This is a genomic window from Nocardia sp. AB354 (genome assembly GCF_049538315.1).
Classification (GTDB): Bacteria; Actinomycetota; Actinomycetes; order Mycobacteriales; family Mycobacteriaceae; genus Nocardia; species Nocardia nova.
In genome coordinates, this window is record NZ_JBMVFU010000009.1 from 235,668 (window position 1) to 255,093 (window position 19,426).

The 19,426-nt window shown below is 67.0% G+C and carries 15 protein-coding genes; 11 read left to right on the forward strand and 4 right to left on the reverse strand.

The window, feature by feature from the left end; all coding sequences use genetic code 11:
* Positions 1 to 254: 254 nt before the first annotated feature.
* The 8 genes from ACPCUW_RS15950 (at position 255) to ACPCUW_RS15985 (ending at position 9,805) form a co-directional block, all read left to right on the forward strand.
* Positions 255 to 1,424 (forward strand): PucR family transcriptional regulator, encoded by a 1,170-nt coding sequence (locus tag ACPCUW_RS15950; protein ID WP_423425606.1) that lies wholly within the window; start codon positions 255 to 257, stop codon positions 1,422 to 1,424.
* A gap of 122 nt (positions 1,425 to 1,546) precedes the next feature.
* Positions 1,547 to 2,563, forward strand: coding sequence for an ABC transporter permease (locus ACPCUW_RS15955; RefSeq protein WP_063063389.1), 1,017 nt, complete (start codon positions 1,547 to 1,549; stop codon positions 2,561 to 2,563).
* A 58-nt stretch (positions 2,564 to 2,621) separates the two neighbouring features.
* Positions 2,622 to 3,692: a sugar ABC transporter substrate-binding protein gene (locus ACPCUW_RS15960; RefSeq protein WP_423425608.1), complete on the forward strand. Its 1,071-nt coding sequence runs from the start codon at positions 2,622 to 2,624 to the stop codon at positions 3,690 to 3,692.
* 2 nt (positions 3,693 to 3,694) lie between these two features.
* The gene (locus ACPCUW_RS15965; protein ID WP_423425609.1) at positions 3,695 to 5,929 is read left to right on the forward strand and encodes an ABC transporter permease; all 2,235 of its coding nucleotides are present in this window, start codon (positions 3,695 to 3,697) and stop codon (positions 5,927 to 5,929) included.
* On the forward strand, positions 5,926 to 7,011 hold the full coding sequence (locus ACPCUW_RS15970) for a hypothetical protein (protein WP_423425610.1): 1,086 nt from the start codon (positions 5,926 to 5,928) through the stop codon (positions 7,009 to 7,011). The genes ACPCUW_RS15965 and ACPCUW_RS15970 overlap by 4 nt, the downstream gene beginning before the upstream one ends.
* Positions 7,012 to 7,021: 10 nt before the next feature.
* Positions 7,022 to 8,533, forward strand: coding sequence for a sugar ABC transporter ATP-binding protein (locus tag ACPCUW_RS15975; RefSeq protein ID WP_423425612.1), 1,512 nt, complete (start codon positions 7,022 to 7,024; stop codon positions 8,531 to 8,533).
* 213 nt (positions 8,534 to 8,746) lie between these two features.
* Positions 8,747 to 8,926, forward strand: a complete 180-nt coding sequence (locus tag ACPCUW_RS15980) for a hypothetical protein (protein ID WP_157121547.1) — start codon at positions 8,747 to 8,749, stop codon at positions 8,924 to 8,926.
* A gap of 120 nt (positions 8,927 to 9,046) precedes the next feature.
* Complete coding sequence (locus tag ACPCUW_RS15985; RefSeq protein WP_423425614.1) at positions 9,047 to 9,805, forward strand: SDR family NAD(P)-dependent oxidoreductase; 759 nt, start codon at positions 9,047 to 9,049, stop codon at positions 9,803 to 9,805.
* A gap of 193 nt (positions 9,806 to 9,998) precedes the next feature.
* On the opposite strand, the gene ACPCUW_RS15990 is transcribed toward ACPCUW_RS15985, so the two are convergent.
* The 3 genes from ACPCUW_RS15990 to ACPCUW_RS16000 all read right to left on the reverse strand — a co-directional run bounded on the left by ACPCUW_RS15990 (position 9,999) and on the right by ACPCUW_RS16000 (position 14,167).
* Entirely contained in the window at positions 9,999 to 11,048 is a 1,050-nt protein-coding gene (locus ACPCUW_RS15990) for a zinc-dependent alcohol dehydrogenase family protein (protein ID WP_423425616.1), read from the reverse strand.
* 48 nt (positions 11,049 to 11,096) lie between these two features.
* The gene (locus ACPCUW_RS15995) at positions 11,097 to 12,563 is read right to left on the reverse strand and encodes an aldehyde dehydrogenase (RefSeq protein WP_423425617.1); all 1,467 of its coding nucleotides are present in this window, start codon (positions 12,561 to 12,563) and stop codon (positions 11,097 to 11,099) included.
* 185 nt (positions 12,564 to 12,748) lie between these two features.
* The gene (locus ACPCUW_RS16000) at positions 12,749 to 14,167 is read right to left on the reverse strand and encodes an MmgE/PrpD family protein (RefSeq protein WP_423425618.1); all 1,419 of its coding nucleotides are present in this window, start codon (positions 14,165 to 14,167) and stop codon (positions 12,749 to 12,751) included.
* A gap of 207 nt (positions 14,168 to 14,374) precedes the next feature.
* Between ACPCUW_RS16000 and ACPCUW_RS16005 the strand changes: the two genes are divergently transcribed.
* From ACPCUW_RS16005 to ACPCUW_RS16015, 3 genes are all read left to right on the forward strand, one after another.
* Positions 14,375 to 15,472: a response regulator transcription factor gene (locus ACPCUW_RS16005; protein ID WP_423425619.1), complete on the forward strand. Its 1,098-nt coding sequence runs from the start codon at positions 14,375 to 14,377 to the stop codon at positions 15,470 to 15,472.
* Between the two features lie 290 nt (positions 15,473 to 15,762).
* Complete coding sequence (locus ACPCUW_RS16010) at positions 15,763 to 16,794, forward strand: MBL fold metallo-hydrolase (protein WP_423425620.1); 1,032 nt, start codon at positions 15,763 to 15,765, stop codon at positions 16,792 to 16,794.
* A gap of 70 nt (positions 16,795 to 16,864) precedes the next feature.
* Positions 16,865 to 18,094: a CoA transferase gene (locus ACPCUW_RS16015; protein WP_423425622.1), complete on the forward strand. Its 1,230-nt coding sequence runs from the start codon at positions 16,865 to 16,867 to the stop codon at positions 18,092 to 18,094.
* A gap of 303 nt (positions 18,095 to 18,397) precedes the next feature.
* Here ACPCUW_RS16015 and ACPCUW_RS16020 read toward each other — a convergent pair whose 3' ends face one another.
* On the reverse strand, positions 18,398 to 19,387 hold the full coding sequence (locus ACPCUW_RS16020) for a quinone oxidoreductase family protein (RefSeq protein WP_423425623.1): 990 nt from the start codon (positions 19,385 to 19,387) through the stop codon (positions 18,398 to 18,400).
* Between the last annotated feature and the right edge of the window lie 39 nt (positions 19,388 to 19,426).

The window sequence follows — 19,426 nt, forward strand, 5'->3', positions numbered from 1 at the left end:
ATCCTCCGGCGGGGTGTCCAAATACTTGAACACTGCGCACTCGGCAGCGCCCATAGTCTCGGGGAGCTCGAACGATCCGGGCGCTACGCGTCAGCGGAGTCTACGGTCCCCGCGCACACCGAGTCCGCATTTTCGACCCGAATACCGGAATCGACGGAGGAGATTTCGATGCCCGAAACTCACCACTGCGCACCGACGCCCCCGACGGCGCTCCCACGCCGGATTCCGGGGATCAACTCCGGATAGGAGGAGCAGTGCCGCAAAAACAACTTTCCCTACCGACCCGTGCCGCGGATCCACACACCGGCTCGCACCACTTCGATCGGCCGACGCCCAACGGCGACAACCTGACCCGCGCCGTACAGGAATGCCTGGAACTGTCGATGTGCATACTGGCCGGACAGGAACGCCCCGAACACCTGCGGCGGCTCCAGCAGGAGGCGTCGTGCTGGGCACGCGACGGAATCCCCATCGATACGATCCTGCGGCTGGTCCACGACGGTGTGCGCCTGGCCATCGATCTCGTGCGGCGCAGCGCCGTCACCCGGATCGGCACGACCGGCATCCGTCGCCGCCCGATCGACGGCGACGTCGTCCTGGACCTGCTGACCACGATCACCTCGACGGTCGCCGGAGCCTACGCCCGCCAGCTCCACGCCGCCGACCGCCAGCACGCGGCGCGTGCGCTGGCGACCGCTCTGCTGGAAGGACGGCCGACCTCGGCCCTGGTTCGCCACGGCGGCATCGAGGTCGCTGACGAATACTGGGTGCTGGCGCTGACCGTGCTGCGAATTCCGGATTGTCCGGGTTTCCGCGTCGGCGCCGACGTCCTCACCCTCGCGCCCATACGGCGGGTGCGGGCCGAACTCGCCGACCGATTCGACGGCGCCGCATTGGACGTCCTGTCGCTCGACGGCGGCACGGTCCTGGTGCCTGCCGCGCTCGCCGAGGATGCCGCTCTCGACCTCCTCGTCGCCGACCTCACCCGGACGGCGGGCGTGCCGATCGCCGCCGCGCTCACCCGCGCCGAGGCCCCGGGCATCCCCGCCGCCGCCGATCGCGCTCACGAACTGCTCGACCTGGCGGCCCGGCTCGGCATGACCGGATTGCATCGCTTCGACGACCTGGCGCTGGAATATCAGCTCACCCGGCCGGGCCCCGGTCTCGACCAGCTGAGCGCTCTGCTGGATCCCCTGGACGATTACCCCGAATTGCTGAGCACCCTGCGATGTTTCATCGCCAACGACCAGAGCCGCAAACGCACCGCCAATCGCCTGCACCTGCACCCGAATTCGGTCGACTACCGGCTCAAACGCATCGCTCAGCTCACCGGTCTGGACGTCTCGCGCTCCACCGGCCTGTGGTATCTGCGCTCGGCCCTCATCGCGCGCAGCCACCGTCGGCCGATCATCCGAACGTCGTAGTCGAATCCGACCGGCGTCAGATGCCGTCCCCCTGTGCCCTGGGACACAGTGTCAGCCACATCACATGACTGACGAGGAGCGGCGATGGAGCCATCACACAACACCGACGGGCGTGGCCGGCGATGACCACGGCCACGCTGGATACTCGCGTACACATCTCGCCACGGTCCCGGATCGCGCGGATCGAACAGGGCTATCTGGTGCTCGGCATCACGGTGCTGGTCTGCCTCGTGGGCGGGCTGACCACATCGAACTTCCTGTCGCTGAACAACTTCACCAGCATCGCGAGCCTGTCGGCGGCCTTCGGCATCCTGGCCGTCGGTGAGGCCGTGGTCATTCTCGGCAAGGGCATCGACCTGTCGGTGGCCGGGATCGGGCTGGGGACCGCGCAGGCGACGCTGGCGTTCATGAATCGCGGTATGCCGGAAGGCAGAGCGATCCTGCTGATGGCCGGGCTGGCGCTGCTGGTCGGCGTCGTCAACGGCGTGCTGATCGCCTACTTCGAGGTGCCGGCGCTGTTCGCGACCCTGGCCACCGGCATGCTCGCCATCGGCGGCGTCGACATCCTGTTCCTGACCAGCAACGTCTACAACGTGCCCGGCGGATCGTGGATCGCGGCGCTGAGCAACGGATCGGTGCTGGGCGTTCCGCGTCCGGTCCTTGTGGCCGCCGCGGTATTCCTGCTGGCCTGGCTGTTCATCTCCTACACCTCGCCGGGACGTTTGATCCGCGCGATGGGCGACAACTTCGACACCGCCCGGGCGACCGGTGCGCCGGTGCGCCCGCTGCAGGTGCTGACGTATGTGATCGCCGCACTGCTGGCGGTGCTGGCCGGCTATGTCACGGTGTCGATTCAGGGCAGCGTGCAGACCACGGTGAGCTCGTTCGATCCGATTCTGTTCACCGCCTTGACCGTTGCCGTGATCGGCGGTGTGTCGCTGTCGGGCGGTCGCGGCACGATTCTCGGCGTCCTCGCGGGATCGCTGTTCGTCGGCGTCCTCAACAACCTGCTGGTACTGCACGGGCTGACCACAGCCGTGCAGGACCTCATCCGCGGCGCGGTCCTGATCGCCGCCATCGCCTTCGACGCTTGGTTGCATCCGCGCAATGTCGAGACCGAGAAGTCGGGCGAATTGTAATGCCCTCCCCCACAAGCATTTTCCTTTCCGATCAATCACACAGCAGGAGTGTTCGACGATGAACCGAAAGAAGATACTCGCCCTCGTGATGGCGGCCCTGGCGGCGTTCGCCATCGCCGGCTGTTCGGTCGACAGCGGCGCCAGTTCCGGCGGGGCCGCCTCCGGCGATCAGGCCTTCGGCGCGAATGTGGACATGAACGCCGCGGTGCAGAAGGCCCACGACGTGATGAAGGGCAAGAAGATCGCCTTCGTCCCGATCCTCTACAAAGGCTATGCGCTGACCGAGAACTGGGGCGCGACGATGCAGCGGTCCTTCGGGAACCTGGGCGCCGACTTCCAGGTCTACGACTCCAACTTCTCCAGCGACCGCATGATCAGCACCATCAACGACCTGATCGCCCGCAAGGCCGCCGACGTCCTCGTCCTGCAGAACCAGGACCTCGGTCTGCTTGACAACGCGATCCAGCAGGCCGAACGCGCCGGCATCTACACCGTCGTGCTGAACATGATGTCGACCCGCCTCGGGGACGCGTTCATCGGCGTCGACGTCGCGCATGCCGCACGCACGATCGCCAAGCGCGCGGCCGACGATTGCGGCGCGCGCAACGCACCGAAACAGGTCGCGGTGATCGACGGGCCCGGTAACGACCCGGCCTCGATCCAGTGGAATCAGGGCATCCACGATGTGCTCGACCCGCTGGGATACAAAGTGACCGTTGCCCATTCGCAGTTCCAGAACGCGGTCGCGCAGCAGGCGGCGGAGTCGATGCTGCAGCAGTCGCAGGGCAAGTTGTGCGGCTTCCTGGTGACCTACGACGTCAACGCGGTCACGGTCGGTCAGACCGTCGCCAACGCCGTCGGCCGCGGACAGGTGGCGCCGGATTCGGTGGGTACCTACACCTTCGACGCCGACAAGAGCTGGTGTGATGCGCTGAAGCAGGGCCTGGTCACCGCCTCGGTCGCCTACGACGTGCAGGGTATCGGTGAGGCCGCGGCGGTCGCGACCCAGCAGCTGATCCAGTCCGGTGTCAAGCCCGGCGGCAACCACACCGTGTCCTTCGTCTCCGACGCGATGGTCGACAAGAACAACGTCGACGACGTCTCCATCGCCTGCTACAAGGGCCAGTGAGCATGACGGCACACGCACTCGTCGAAAACCCGCCGCCCGCAAGGTCTTCCAAGACATTGACGCGGGGCCGGCTCGGAATCAAGTATCTGTCGCGAGGGGTGGACTCCTTCCCGCTCACCGGCGGTAGGTGGACCGACCGCATCGCGCGCTACCGCACGCTGTCGGAGCTGTTCGAGAAGCGCTGGATGGAGGGCGCGGTCCCCTTGGGCCTGGCTCTGATCCTCTGCGCGATCGTACTGGCCACCACGAAGGTCGGCGCCAACAACACTCCCCTCATCCTGGACCAGGCGACCGAATACGGGTTGCTCGCCATCGGTTTGACGGTGGTGCTGGTCGGCGGCGGCATCGACCTGTCGGTCGGTTCGATCGTCGGGGTCGCCTCGCTCGGCGCGATGGTCGCCGACCGGGTGTGGAACTGGCCGATGCTGCTCGTGGTACCCGCGGCGGTCTTGATCGGCGCCGCGCTCGGCGCGATCAACGGCTTCCTCATCGCGCGGCTGAAGATGCGGCCGTTCATCACCACCCTGGTGACGCTGATCGCCTTCGGTGGCGCGGCGTCCGCGCTGCAGAGCGCCTACAGCACGAAGATCGGCCTCGCCAAGCCCGACATCGTCTGGGATTTCCTGAGTTTCGGCAAGATCGCGGGAATTCCGGCGGAGTGGTTCATCTTCCTGGTGGTGTTGATCGTGGCGCATCTGGGACTCACCCGTTCCCGCTGGGGCTGGTGGGTCACCGCGGTCGGCTCGGATCGGCGTTCCGCGCGCCGCAACGGTATTCCGGTCGACGCCACCACCTTCTGGATCTATGTGCTCTCCGGTGCGCTCGCGGGCCTGTCGGGTCTGCTCACCGCCGCCCGGCTCGGCCGCACCGACCCCAACGTCGGAAACGGCTGGGAGATCATCGCTTTGACCGCCGTGGTGCTCGGTGGTGTGAGCCTCAAGGGTGGCCGCGGCTCGGTGTTGCGGGCGACGGTCGGTGTCCTGGTGGTGGCGATCATCCAGCAGGCCACCATCGCCGAGGGCGCGCAGGGGTCCTACTACACGGTGATCCTGGCGGCGGTGCTGCTGCTGTTCACCATCCTCGACTTGAAGTGGGGTAAGTATCGCCAGCGCACGGTCGAGAAGCTCAAGATCGACCCGGCGAAACTGGAGCTGCCGCCGCTGATCGATATCACCGCTCCCAGCAGTGTCTGGAACCTCAACAGCCGGCTGACCGATGCCCCGCCGATCGGTCTCGGGCAGATCCGCGGCGCCGAGGACTGCGCCGTCGACGGTGACGGCAATGTCTTCTGCGGTGACCAGCGCGGCTGGGTGTGGAAATTCGCGCCCGACCGCACCGAAGGCGAAATCTTCTCGCGCACCGGCGGTTTCCCCTGTGGTCACGTCTTCGACCGCGACGGGCAGCTGGTGGTGGCGGTCGGCGGTATGGGCATCTACCGGATCTCCCCGGACGGGGAATCGGAACTGCTGGCCAACAAGGTCAAACGCAGCCCGTTCTCCCTGCTCGACGACTCCGGACTGCGCGCCATCGACGATCTCGATGTCGCCCCCGACGGGGCGATCTACGCCTCGGACTTCTCCACCCGCAACAACACCGCGGACTTCCTCATCGAGCTGGTGGAATTCCGCCACAACGGACGCGTGGTGCGAGTCGATCCGGACGGCAGCACCGAGGTTGTCGTGTCCAACCACGTATTCCCCAACGGGATCTGCACCTCCCACGACGGCCAGTCGATCCTGATCGTCAGCACCGGGCTGTGCCGGGTGGATCGGTTGTGGATCGCCGGACCGAAACAGGGGCAGCTCGAGCCGGTCCTGGAGAACCTGCCCGGCTACCCGGACAACCTGAATCGGTCCTCGGACGGCAACTACTGGCTGCCGCTGTGCGCCATGCGCACCCCGATGTCGGATCTGCTGCGCAAATATCCCGGCGTGCGGCGGCGCATGACTCGTGAAGTGTCGCTGGATAATTGGGTCGTTCCGCAGCTGAACATGTCGTGCGTGATCAAGTTCGACGATCGCGGGCAGATCCTGCAGGTGCTGTGGGACGAGACGATGGAGAACTACCCGATGGTGACCTCGGTCAAGGAACACGCCGGCCACCTGTATCTGTGCGGCGTCAGCAACAACCGCATCGGCCGGCTTCCGTTGCTGCCGGAGGAAATCGGATCCATCGATCCCAATCGCGTTCCGGGACTGGCGGATACGACGCGCACACCCGCTGGGGTGATCCTGTGAACCGCACGATCGCCACCCTCGCTGAATGGATCAACCCCGCGTGGGGCAAGCACCGCACCGTCCCGCCGATGGATGCCGGCCTGCGGCCCAACCGGCGACTGGACGAGGCGAAGGAGCTGCTGCCGGACGATATCTACGAACCCGATGACGTCGTCATCACCGAATCCGGTTCGGTGCTGTTCGGCAGCGGCGCTTATCTGCTCTCACTGCGTGACGGCGAGGTGCGCCCCGTCGCCGAACTTCCGGGGCCGGTGGGGGCGCTCGTATGCCGCGGCGGGGCGGTGATCGCCGCCGTCGAGGGCACCGGGCTCGTCGCGGTCGACACCTCGGGGACGGTGACCGAACTGTGCACCGACCCTGTGGTCGCCACCTGCGTCACCGACCTCGCGGTCCTGCCCGACGGTTCACTGATCGGCACGGTCGGTTCCCGGAACCACGACGCGCGCAACTGGTCTCGGGCCTTGGTCCGCAGCGATCGCTCCGGCCTCATCGTCCGATTCGACGGCTCGCGGGCGCGGGTCGAGGCGCAAGGTCTGGGATGGCCGTCGGGCATCGAGGTGGCCTCGGCCACCGAGGTGCTGGTGTCGCTGAGTTTCGAACACCGCATCGAATTGCGGTCCCTGGACGCGCTCGCCCGCCCGGCCCGCGCGATCGCGCGCAATCTGCCCATCTATCCGGGGCGCTTGGCGGCCGCCGGTGACGGCTGGTGGGTCGCGGCGCCCTATATCCGCAATCGGGTGACCGAAATGCTGCTCGACGAACCCGCGGTCATCGAGGAGATGGTGGCGCGGATCGATCCCGAGGACTGGTTCGTGCCGCGACTGCGCTGCACCAACCCCTACACCGACACCATGCAGATGGGGCAGCTGCGGGTGCTCGGTGTGGTCAAACCGTGGGCGCCCGCGCGATCGTGCGGGGTGGTGGTGCGTATCGACCGGACCGGGCGCGTGGTGGAGAGCGCGCACGCGCGCGTCGACAGCAAGCGCCACGGCGTGACCGGTCTCGCGGTGTCCGGCGATGACATCGTGGTGGCGGCCAACGGATTCGGCAATCTCCTGCACGTGTCCGGTGAGAAGGAATGAGGTGATACGGATGCCTTACGCGGACAACGACATCGCCGAGCCGGTGATCCGGCTGTCGAACGTGAGCAAGCGTTACGGCGGCACCTACGCCCTGCGCGGCGTCGATTTCGATGTGCGGCCCGGCGAGATCCACGCCCTGCTGGGTGAGAACGGCGCCGGCAAATCGACGATGGTGAAGATCATCTCCGGCGCCGTCACCCACGACAGCGGAACCCTGCAAGTCGACGGCGCCGAGTGCACCTTCACCGCGCCGAAGGATTCGGTGGAAGCCGGAATCTCAATGGTGTACCAGGAGGGTTCGCTCGTCGAGACCATGACGGTGGCGCAGAACCTGTTCATGGGCAACGAGAAGGTCTTCAACAATCTCGCCCACCTCAACATCGTGGCCCGAGAACTGCTGGAATCACACAACTTCCACATCCGGCCGGATGTGCCGGCCGGCGCGCTCGGAGTGGGCCAGAAGCAGATGGTCGAGATCGCGCGCGCGGTCCACCGCCACGCGAAGGTGGTGATTCTCGACGAGCCGACCTCCTCGGTGACTCCCGAGGAACGGCTACAGCTGTTCATGTCCATGCAACAGCTCAAACGCAAGGGCATCGGCGTCATCTTCATCACCCACATGCTCGACGAGGCGTTCGAGGAGGCCGACCGGATCACCGTCCTGCGCGACGGCGAGGTGCAGGGCACGCTGTCCAAACCGGAGTTCAGCCACGACGAGGTGGTGCGAATGATGGTGGGACGCAACGTCGAAATGGGCCGGGTCGCCGCCGGCCGGGAACCCGACCCGACACCGGTGCTCGAGGTCGAGGACGTGACCTTGCTGCCGGTGGTGCGCAATATGTCGTTCTCCGCCTACGCCGGTGAGATCGTGGGCATCTACGGTCTGGTCGGCGCCGGCCGCAGCGAGGTCGCGATGATCGTCAGCGGCATCATGAAACGCCGCCGATTGCGCGGCGGGACAACCAGATTGAACGGCCGCGAGGTCCGTTTCCGGACACCGCGGCACGCCCGCAAGGCCGGCATCGTCTACATCACCGAGGACCGCAAAGCCTCCGGCTTCTTCAGCCACCTGACGATCGCCGACAACATCTACCTCGGCCATCTGTGCAGCGCGCCGCGACTACCGTTCCTGGTCCGCCCGGGAGCCAAGAAGTCCGTGGCGCAACGCTTCGTCGAACTTTTCCAGGTTCGAACCCTGCAACCGAACCGGGCCACCCTCGAAGAGCTCAGCGGCGGCAACCAGCAGAAGGTCGTGCTGGCCAAGGGGCTGACCCGCAAACCGCTGGTCGCGATCATCGACGAACCGACGCGTGGCGTGGATCTGGGCACCATCCCGGAAATTCACGCCATGATCCGCGGGCTCGCCGACGACGGTGTGGCGGTCGTCGTCATCTCCTCGTACATGCCCGAGATACGCGCCTTGTCCGACCGCATCCTGGTCGCCAAGAACGGGACGATCGCCGCCGAGTTCGCCCCGGAGGAAGCGGACGAGACCCGGCTGATGTTCGCGGCCGTGCACTGACAGCGAAGGTCGCGGCCTGCGTGTAACCCCGGCTCATTCGAGCCCGGGGTTACACGTCGTTGTCGGGCAGTGCGCTCCGCGCCGAAACCTGGCATCGGGGGCCGATGCCAGACCTCCGCCGTTTCGCCGACCGCTACGACAGGGCCCCCCGATCGGGACCCCTGTCCAAGTATCTGGACAGTCACCGCCGGCAATTCTGCCTAGCTTCGATTCATGACATCTGGTTCACAGCCGACAGGTGATCCGGCGACGACGACCGATACCGCCGCACGCCCGAAGCAACGCCCGGCCAGGACACGGCAGGAACGCTGGGCGGCCGCCATGGCAGCGATCGTGCTGCCGGGCATGGTGGTTCTCCCGTTACCGGCAGCGGCCTTCGCCCCGGTGCGCTGACTCCGAGGGCGCCCCGCCGGACGGCCCGCTTCGGCGCCCAATCCCGTGCCCGGACATGAACGGGCACACCGAGTTCGGCGATCGCCGCCGAACTGTCCCACCCCACACAGGAGAAATATCATGGCTGGAATCGACGGACGTTCCGTCATCGTGACGGGCGGCGCCAGCGGCATCGGTGAGGCGGCCGCGCGCCTGTTCGCCGAGAACGGCGCCAAGGTCACCATCACCGACCTCACCACCGAGGCAGGCGAAGCGCTGGCGAAGCAACTGACCTCCGAGGGATACACCGCGCAGTTCGTCACCACGGACGTGACGAACGAACAACAGGTGAAGGCAATGGTCGACGCCGCCGTTTCGGCGTACGGCCGCCTCGACGGGGCGTTCAACAACGCGGGCATCCCCAACTCCGGCAAGAGTCTGGTCGACATCACCCGCGAGGATTTCGATCGGATCTTCGCCGTCAACGTCACCGGGCCGTTCCTCTGCATGAAGCACGAGATCCCGGCGATGATCGAGGCCGGCGGTGGCTCGATCGTGAACACCGCCTCCGTGGGCGCCTTCATCTACATTCCGCTCGCCTCAGAATACACCGCGTCCAAGCACGCCGTGGCCGGTCTGACCAAGGGCGCGGCCGCGGAATACGGCGAGAAGGGCATCCGCGTCAACGCCATCGGCGTATCGACCGCCAAGACTCCGATGTACATGGAGTACCTGGAATCCAATCCGTCCTACGCCGATACGGTGGCGGCCACCCATGCCCTGCGTCGCGCCAGCGAGCCCGTCGAACATGCGGAGGCCGCCATGTGGTTGCTGTCGGACGCCGCCTCGTTCGTCACCGGTGTCACCCTGGCCACCGACGGCGGTTACACGCTGTACTGAGCACGGCCCGCGTTCCACTCCTCGGCAGGTGCGGCGGTTGCGACCGCCGCACCTGTCGTGCGTACGGCGAAGTAGGCGTCCGCGGGGCGAAGCGAGGGGTTTCGCCTCTGCGGCACAACGCAACACGCCCTGATCGCAGGCAGAACCTGCGGCCAGGGCGAGTCTCAGGTGTCTGTCGGTGCTTCGTCGTCGGTCAGAACTCGATAACGGCCTTACCGCCGGTCTGCTTGTCGAATTCGCGGTAGGCCTGGTCGGCGTCGTCGAGAGTCCAGTGGTCGGTGAAGACCTTGTCGACGTCGACGCCGTGGGCGGCGATGAAGCGGGCGCAATCACCTTGTCCGACAACGGAGAACGTGTAGGACCCGATGATGGTGAGCTGTTTGCGGATGATGTCGGGGCTCACGTTCAAGGTGACCTGTCCGCCCTCACCGACGAAACCGACGCGGCCCCAGGGCGCGGTGGCCTGGACGGCCGCCGCACGTGCGGCCGACGCGCCGGAGCAATCCAGCGCACAGCTCACGCCCTTGCCTCGGGTCAGCTCGCGAATCGCCTCCACCGCATCGGTGGCACTGGAATCGATCGCGTGAGCGGCACCGAATTCCGCTGCCCGGGCGACTCTTTCGCTCGCGACATCGACCGCGATCACCTCGGCGCCCATCGCCGCGGCCAACTGTACCGCGGATTGGCCGACCGGGCCCTGACCGAAGACGGCGATGGTGTCACGGGCGCCCAGATCCAGCCGCACCAGTCCGCCGAACGCCGTCCCGGTCCCGCAGGCGATCGCCGCGCCGGCGGCGAAGCTCAGTTCGTCGGGCAGCGGAACCAGTGTTTGCGCAGGCACTTTGATGTAGTCGGCGTGGCCGCCGTGTGCCGTGGCGCCGAAGATCTTGGCGCCACGTTCACACATCTGTGTCCACCCGGTGCGGCACCGGTCGCAGAATCCGCACCCGTCGTAGTGGTGCACCATCACCCGGTCGCCGACGCGCACCGCACGGGCGTCCACCTCGGATCCGAGCGCGACCACCACACCGCACGGCTCGTGCCCGGCGATGATGCCGGCATCGTCACCCTGCAATCCGAACGCGGCCAATGCTTCGCCGGGGGCGGCGCGATAGAACCGGAGATCACTACCGCACATCCCGGACGCCTTGATCTGCACGACCACGTCCGCGGGTCCGGGTTCGGGGTCGTCGAACGAGACGATTTCGAGGTTGCGGTCACCGTTGAACACAACGCCGCGCATCGGCACTCCTCTGCTTCCGGCCTACGCCGGGTCGATCGAACAATGGTGTCAGGACAGCGATTTCGCCAGGGCGGGCGACAGGCCGTAGGACTTGGGCTCGACATATCCGTCGAACCCTTCCAGCCCGGCCTCACGACCGATGCCACTGCATTTGAAGCCGCCGATGGGCGAGTGGAAGCCCACCACGTTGCCGTTCAATTCCACAGTCCCCGTGCGGATCCGGCGGGCCACCGCCAGTGCGTGCTCGTCGTCGGCGGCGAACACCGAACCGTTGAGGCCGAACATCGAGTTGTTGGCGATCGCCACGGCCTCGTCCTCGTCGGCGAAACTCAACACCGACAGCACCGGTCCGAAGATCTCCTCCTGCGCGATGCGCATATCCGGCTGGACTCCGGTGAAGACGGTCGGCTCCACGAACCATCCCCGGTCCAGTCCGGCGGGCCGCCCGCCGCCGATGGCGACCTTCGCGCCCTCGTTGCGGCCGATCTCGACGTAGCTCTCGATCATCGCGCGCTGCCGGGCGCTGACCACGGGGCCGATCTCGGTGGCCGCGTCGGCCGGATCACCGACCGGCATCGACTCGACCATCGCGACCAGCCGCTCGACGAGTTCGGCCTCGCGCGAGCGTGCCACCACGATCCGGGTCTTGTTGCTGCAGGCCTGGCCGTTGTTGCGCATCGAGAGCTTGCGGATCTGCGCGATCGCGATGTCGAGATCGGCGTCGTCGAGCACGATCGCCGCGGATTTGCCGCCCAGTTCCAGGGTGATGCGCCGCAGATCACGCCCGCAGACCTCCGCGACGCGCCGGCCGGCGGCGGTGGATCCGGTGAACGACACCTTGTCGATACCGGGATGGGTGACCAGGTGCTCACTCACGCCACGGTCGGCGGGCAGGATGTTGACCACGCCGTCCGGCAAACCGGCTTCCTGCAGGATCTCGCCCAGGATGTAGCCGTTCAGCGGCGCCTCCGGCGCGGTCTTGAGCACCACGGTGCATCCGGCGAGCAGCGCCGGACCCAGCTTCAGCATGGCGATCTGCAACGGCATGTTCCACGGAATCACCGCGGCGACAACGCCGATGGGCTCGCGCGTCACCAGGCCGGTACCGGTCGCGGAGGGACGGATGCTGCTCCATTCATAGCGCGGCGCCAGCTCGAGGAAGGCATCCAGCAGAAGTTTCGCTCCCAGCGACTGGGTGCTGCGCGACAGGGTGATGGGGCTGCCCATCTCGGTGGTGATCAGCTGGGCGATCTCCTCCTGCCGCTCCCCCAGCCCGGCGCTGACGCGGGTCAGCACCTCGATCCGCTCGGTTAGCGTCATCCGAGGCCACGCTCCCTGGTCGAACGCGTGCCGGGCGGCGGCGACGGCACGATCGACATCGCTGGCGGCCGAGTTGGGCACATGTGCCACAGTCTGTTCCGTATACGGCGAGATCACCGCGATCTGTTCGGTGGCGGTGGGCTCGGCCCAGCGGCCGCCGATGAACAGCTTCGAATAGTTGCCCTGGTAGACCATGTTCTTCTCCTCGCACCGGCCGAAGCATCGCTCACACCGGTCCAGTCATGGAGCCGCCGACGGACATGATGGGGCGGCTCGGTAGTTGCGCTGCGCGGCGCGCTGTCGTCGAGTGTGTCGCAGCGCACACCCGAGGCGATATCCGTCGCCGGTCGTATTCGACTGCGACCTTCAGCCGATAGCGGTCACTTCGTGCCGAGCCGGCGCATGACCGTCGCGAAGTCGTCGACGTTCTCGAGGGCGAACACCGCCTCGACGATGCTGTCCATCTGTGCCTCGGTGATGACGCCCTCGGCGTTGGTGCGGAACTTGGCGATCAGTTCCTCGTCGGTCATCCGGGTCTCCGGGTCCGGGGTGGGGCTGCCCTTCGGATACACCCGGTCGGCGACGAAAGTCGTTCCGCGAGCGTCGACTTCGATGCGGGCGGGCCGCGCGGAGGGATGTGCGGACAGCGCCTTGAAGTAGTCCGGGTGCGGTTCGAAGGTGACCCGTTCCATCAGGTCCAGGACCGAACGGCTGAACACGAGATCCGGATCGTGCCACGCCTTGCTCGGGGTGATGTTGTGCGCGCCGACGGCCAGTCCGTGCGCGATGCTGAACTGGGCGTCGTGGGTGTGTTCGATGACGTTGCTCAACCACAGCGGATGCAGGACCGCGGCCTCACCCCAGCACCGGATCGCCTCGATCTCCTCGGGCTTCAGATCGTTGTCCGTCACGATCTCGGTCAGCGCGTGCAGCGGCGCGTGCAGAATCCGGCAGTGCGGATACGGCTTGAAGGTCTGCTCGGCGGGAAACAACCACTCCTGCCCCAGTCCGGTGGTGATGTTCTGTGGTTCCCAGCGCCGGGTGCCGATGAAGCGCCGGTAGCCGAGGTCGGCGTCGTCGAGGACCGGCAGATCACCGCGGTGTCCGAGTTTGGCCATATAGGCGGCGGTCAGCGAGGCGTTGGTGAGGGCTCCGGCCAGCGAGTACTTGATCGTCGCGGTCGGGGCGTGCGCGAGCCAGGAGCGCATGGAATTCACCGGCGAGGTACTGGCGGCGATGGCGAGGGCGTTGGCGAGCACCTCGGTGGAGTAGCCCTCGAGCTTTCCGACGGCCGCGGTCGCGCCGAAGATGGTGTTGCTGTAGCCCAGGACCGGCGACAGGTTCATCTCGGTGTCGGTGCGGTCGCGCAGATAGTCGACCGACTTGTAGAACCGGAACGACATCTCGTGCGAGAGCGCGATCGCGGCGATCACATCCCGTCCCGTACGCTGCTGACTTTCGGCCACCGCCATCGTCTGCGGCAGCACATAGGGCGTCACATGCCCGGGCGGCAGCACCGCGTCGAAGTCGAGAGCGTTGATCAATTCGCCGTTGGCGAAAGCGGCGCCGAAGATCGACACCCGGTCGGCCGTGCCGATGATGGTGGCGTCACCGGAGCCACCGGTCAGGCGCCCGTACTCGATGCCGATCTTGCCCTTGTGCTGGTCGACCGCACCCAGCGCGCAGCCCATCGAATCGAGCAGAATGCGCTTCGCCTCCACGACCACCTCCGCGGGCAGGCGAGAGTACTCGACACCGGTGGTGAAATCGGCCAATTGTTCGACGATGGTTTTCGACACGAAGGGAGGTCCTTTCCGACTACCGCGCGACTGCGATGCCGATGTCAACGATGGCGTCGATCGAGACCGCCGGCATCCGCCGCCGGTCCGATTCGCATACGACCTTCGGCCGACTACCGCCGTGTTGCGCGAATCTGTGACATCGATGACCATCCTACCGCTAGAATTGGACATAATATATTCTCTTGCCGAAGTACTGGAGCGATCGTGGCAACCGCAACGTGGGATTCACAGCACCGTGACGTGGCACTGGCCGGCGATCTCGGCGCCCGGATCCGCGAACTCGTCACCGATGCCGGCAGCACCCTGGGCCGGGAGTTCCCCGCGCGCGACTTCTCCCGCGCGGTCGCGGCCAAACAGGTCCTGCGCTACCTGTGGGAGGCCGCCGTCGCGGACCTGCTGCGGGCGACCGATATCGAGCCCGCGCAACTGACCCGGCTGACCTTGCTGCTCAACCGAATCCGGGACACCGAGAGCGAAGTCGACGAGGCCCGGCTCAGCGAAGGTGTGGAATTACTGCGCCGGGTCCGCCGGGCGCTGGCCCGCATGCACGACGCGACCACCGTCGACGAATTGTTCACCGGCGCACCCGAAGCGGCGTGCACTCTCGGATTCGATCGAGTGCTGCTCTCGACGGTGGAGAATTCGACCTGGCAGCTGCAGACCATGTGCGTGGTCGGCGATCCGAAACTCGCCGCGGACATGGTGGCGGCCGGTCGCGACAACCCACCGCGCCTGGACGGCACCCTGATCGAGTCCGATATCGTCACGCACCGTCGCGCCGGGCTGGCTTTGGACGTGCAGCGCAATCCGCGGGTCGAACGCACCCTGGTGAAGATGTCGCGCTGCACCTCCTACGGCGTGGCGCCACTGACGGTGCAGGGGCAGGTCGTCGGCATGGTGCACGGTGACTGCTACCGCCCGCACCGTGAGGTCGACGCCGCCGATCGCGCGGTGCTGAACTTGTTCGCCGAGGGCCTGAGCCACAGCCTCGCCCGGGTGCGCGTGCTGCAGGGTGTCGCCGATCTCCAGCGCGGCCTGCAGCAACTCACCGGCATGCAGTTCACCGCCCGCCAGGCGCTTCCGGCGCCCGCGCAACCCCACCCCCTGCTGTCGAGCCGCGAGGTCGAGGTCATCGAACTGCTCGCCGCTGGCGAACCCAATCGCCTCATCGCCCGCAAGCTCTGCATCTCCGAGGGCACGGTCAAGACGCACGTGACCCACATCCTGCGCAAACTCGGCGCCGCCAACCGCGCCGAGGCGGTGTCCTACTGGCTGCGCGACGCCCCGGTCGGCGCGCGCTGACAAGATCGGCCCGGCCCACCCGACCGGCGCCTTCGACCGCAGCGCCCCGGCTGCCGCGTCGGGTGGTTCGCCTCGACGGGCGGACTTGGTACGCCCGCGCTCTGCGATCGGCTACTACCCGCGATGCCGGTGCCGAGGCGGTTACGCACGGCTCGCCACCGCATCTCCGCAGCGCTGCGGCCCGGAGGTACCGCACCCTCGCCTGACACAGTATCGCGTATAATATATTGTGTATCAGCTAATGAAGCGTGCCGGAACGCAATCCCGACCTCCCGCGACAGAGGTAGCCCATGACGATGATCACGACCCAGCCCGCCGACTGGACGGAACCGGGTCCGCACCAAGTCGTGCGCGGCGTCTACCGGATTCCGCTCCCTCTGCCGATCGACGGACTCGCGGCGGTCAACGCCTATCTGCTGGAATCCTACGAAGGCCTGATCCTCATCGATCCGGGCTGGGCGTGCCCGCAGACGGAGCGGGCCGTCGCTGCGGCGCTGGGAAAGCTGGGGTACGAGCTCGACGACATCGCCATCTGCCTGGCCACTCACCACCACGCCGATCACTACACCCAGGCCTATGCGTGGCGGAAAACGCTGGGCTGCAAGCTGTTCACGGGCCGCGAGGAACGCCACAGCATCGACGCCTTCTCGCTGCCGGGCAGCTTTCCCAACCATCTCCGGCTGCTCGCGCGCAGTGGGGCGCCGGAACTCGCGCAACGAGTCGCCTGCGACGATGGGCCGACGGAGTGGGACGACCTGCCCTTCGGCCCACCGGACGGCTGGCTCGACAACGGCGAGGTGATCGGCCTGCGGCGCGGCGCACTCGAGGTGATCGCGACGCCCGGCCATACCCGCGGACATGTCGTATTCCACCACCCCGAAACGCGAATCCTGTTCTCCGGCGATCACATCCTCCCGACCATCACCCCGTCTCTCGGATTCGAGAAGGCGCCCGAGCCGCAACCGCTGCGCTCCTATCTCGAGTCCCTGCGTTTGGTCGGCGGACTGCCCGACACCGCGCTGCTCCCCTCGCACGGCCCGGTCACCTGCAGCACCCACGCGCGGGTCGACGCCCTCCTCGTCCACCACCGGCAGCGTCTCGACGAGGTGTGCGAACGAGTGGACGCGGGCGCCACCACCGCCTACGAGATCGCCGCCGCCCTGCCGTGGACGCGGCGCCGGATTCGGCTGGAGGAATTGCCGCCGGAGCATCAACTGTCCGCGATCATGGAGATCAGCGCCCATCTGGACATCCTGTCGCTCCAGGGGCGGGTAGGGCACGACGATCGCGCGACCATCCGCCATTACTCACCCGCTGCGTGAAATACCCCACCGCACAGTGATTTTCGACAATCCGGCCGCACGCGGCAAGCAACCTATCGTGGAGGAACCCGTGACCACAGACCATTCACCCCGGACTCCTCTGGCGGGCCTGCGGATCGTCGAATTCGCCAGCTTCGTGGCCGGCCCGTCCGGCGGGATGACGCTGGGCCAGCTCGGCGCCGACGTCATCCGGGTCGACCCCATCGGCGGGGCGGCCGATTACACGCGGTGGCCGCTGTCGCAGCGGACCGGTCGCAGCCTGTACTGGACGGCACTCAACCGCGGTAAGCGTTCGGTCGCGGTCGACCTGCGTTCCCCCGAGGGCCAGGAGCTGATCATCGGCCTGGCCACCGCGCCGGGACCCGATTCGGGCATCGTGGTGGACAACAACGTCGGGCGGCCGTGGCTGTCGTACGAGGCGCTGAGCAAGCACCGCGCCGACCTGATCCAGGTCCACATCGACGGCTACGCCGACGGCCGCGCCGCCGTCGACTACACCGTGAATCCCGATGCGGGCGTTGCCGATATGACCGGCCCACTCGACGCGGCCGCACCGGTGAACCACGTCCTGCCCGCCTGGGATCTACTCGCCGGAATGACCGCCACCACCGGATTGCTGGCCGCCCTGCACCGCCGCACCCGCAGCGGCGAAGGATCGTTCATTCGTCTCGCCCTCGCCGATGTGGCGTTCTCGTCGCTGGTGAATCTGGGCTGGCTGGCAGAGGCCGACGAACTGGGCCACGCCCGCGCCAAACACGGCAACCAGGTCTACGGCAGCTACGGCGCCGATTTCGAGACCGCCGACGGCAGCCGCATCATGGTCGTCGCCCTCACCCGCCGGCACTGGGACGCGCTACGCACCCTGACCGGCACCGGCGATGTCTTCGACGCCCTCGAGAAATCTCTGAACGCCGACTTCCGCACCGAAGACGACCGCTATCGCCACCGCGACATCATCACCGCCATCCTGCGCCCCTGGTTCACCACCCGCCCACTGACCGACATCGCCCCCGCCCTCACCGAATCCGGCGTGCTGTGGAGCAAGTTCCGCACCGTCCACGACGTAGCGACCGGCTACCGCGCCGAAGGAACCCCCGCCATCTTCGGCGAGGTGGACCAACCCGGCATCGGCCCGGTCCTCACCAGCCGCTCCCCTCTGCGCATCGACTCCGAATACGGCGACAACGCGGTCGCCCCCGACCTCGGTGAGCACACCGGTGAGGTGTTGTCGGAGGTGCTCGGATTGAGCGATGCCGAATTGGGCCGGCTGCACGACGCGGGAGTCATCGCGGCGAAGTAGAACTGTTTGCTGATGCGGCGGCACCGCGTTTTCCGGGATGCGGGGCCGCCCACTCACAGGTCGAGAGACCCCCTCTCCGTCCGAGAGTGGCACCGCGTCACAGCCGCAACGACCACGTCGCAGTCACAACATCTGCTCCCGTAGAGACTGCTTCGCTTTCGTCAGCTTCACCTACTGCTGCTTCTCACCTTCGACGCGATCGCGAATAGCGCTGACCGACTTATGCTTCGGCACTCGCTGAGGCCAGATCCACGCCGCGATGAACACCACCGTCGGAATGGCGATAACGATGACAAGACCTCCCTACGTCCCGCTCATGGTGAACACGATCTTCCCCACGGCATCACCGGAGCGCAGACGTGCGACCGCACTGCCGTGCTCGGCCAACGGCACGGTTCGGTCGATGACCGGACGGATCGCGCCGCGTGCGACGACCGGGATGACCTCGGGCAGGAGCCCGGCGATCACGGCGGCCATTTCGTCGGCGCGGGTGAAGCCGAAGGAGACGCCGTGCACGGTGAGGTGGCGGTAGGAGAGGTGGTCGAGGTTGATTGTCGACGCCGGTCCTTCGAGGCGGCCGATGTTGACCACGTGCCCGTCGTGTTTCGTGGCGGGGAGGCACTGGGCGAATGTCTGTCCGCCGACGTGGTCGAGTACGACATCGACGCCGCCGTCGGTGGCAGCGAGGGTGGCTTCGGTGAGGTCGGTGTCTGCGGTGACGATGACGGTGTCGACGCCGGCCTCGGTGAGCAGGTCTTGTTTGCCGGGTGCGCGGGTCGTGCCGATAACGTATGAAGCTCCGAGCGCCTTGGCGAGTTGGACGCCGATCAGCCCGATTCCGGCGGATGCTCCGGTGATGAGCACGCTTTGCCCGGCCGTGAAACCCGCCGCGGTGAGAGCGCCGTGTTCGGTCAGCAATCCGGTCGGCAACGCGCAGGCCACGGCCGGGTCGAGCCCATCGGGGCGGGGCAGGACGTGGCGGTGGTCGGCGAGGACGTATTCGGCGAACGAATGCGGTGTCGATCCCATGACCGCGTCGCCGATCTGCCAGGTATCGACGCCGTCACCGAGCGCGGCGACGGTTCCGGCGTATTCGAATCCGGCGACGAACGTTTCACCGTGACCGCCGCGTGCGGGATCGGCATGGGCGAGCATCGGGACGTCGCCGTTGTTCGTCGCCGCCGCCTCGTTGCGGATCAGCACCTGCCCCGGACCTGGCTGCGGAACCGGAACGTCTCGCAAGCTCCAGTCGGGGCCGAGTCCGCCGACGAGCGCGCGCATCATCTGAGGCATACCGATTCTCCTGTCAGGGCTTGTGCTCGAGTTGCAGAT

Excerpts from the sequence above, each read along its gene's own strand:
- ACPCUW_RS16010 (WP_423425620.1), top strand. The coding sequence starts at position 15,763 with ATGACGATGATCACGACCCAGCCCGCCGACTGGACGGAACCGGGTCCG.
- ACPCUW_RS15955 (WP_063063389.1), top strand. The coding sequence starts at position 1,547 with ATGACCACGGCCACGCTGGATACTCGCGTACACATCTCGCCACGGTCC.
- ACPCUW_RS16020 (WP_423425623.1), bottom strand. The coding sequence starts at position 19,387 with ATGCCTCAGATGATGCGCGCGCTCGTCGGCGGACTCGGCCCCGACTGG.
- ACPCUW_RS15975 (WP_423425612.1), top strand. The coding sequence starts at position 7,022 with ATGCCTTACGCGGACAACGACATCGCCGAGCCGGTGATCCGGCTGTCG.
- ACPCUW_RS15980 (WP_157121547.1), top strand. The coding sequence starts at position 8,747 with ATGACATCTGGTTCACAGCCGACAGGTGATCCGGCGACGACGACCGAT.
- ACPCUW_RS15995 (WP_423425617.1), bottom strand. The coding sequence starts at position 12,563 with ATGGTCTACCAGGGCAACTATTCGAAGCTGTTCATCGGCGGCCGCTGG.
- ACPCUW_RS15990 (WP_423425616.1), bottom strand. The coding sequence starts at position 11,048 with ATGCGCGGCGTTGTGTTCAACGGTGACCGCAACCTCGAAATCGTCTCG.
- ACPCUW_RS15965 (WP_423425609.1), top strand. The coding sequence starts at position 3,695 with ATGACGGCACACGCACTCGTCGAAAACCCGCCGCCCGCAAGGTCTTCC.
- ACPCUW_RS15960 (WP_423425608.1), top strand. The coding sequence starts at position 2,622 with ATGAACCGAAAGAAGATACTCGCCCTCGTGATGGCGGCCCTGGCGGCG.
- ACPCUW_RS15985 (WP_423425614.1), top strand. The coding sequence starts at position 9,047 with ATGGCTGGAATCGACGGACGTTCCGTCATCGTGACGGGCGGCGCCAGC.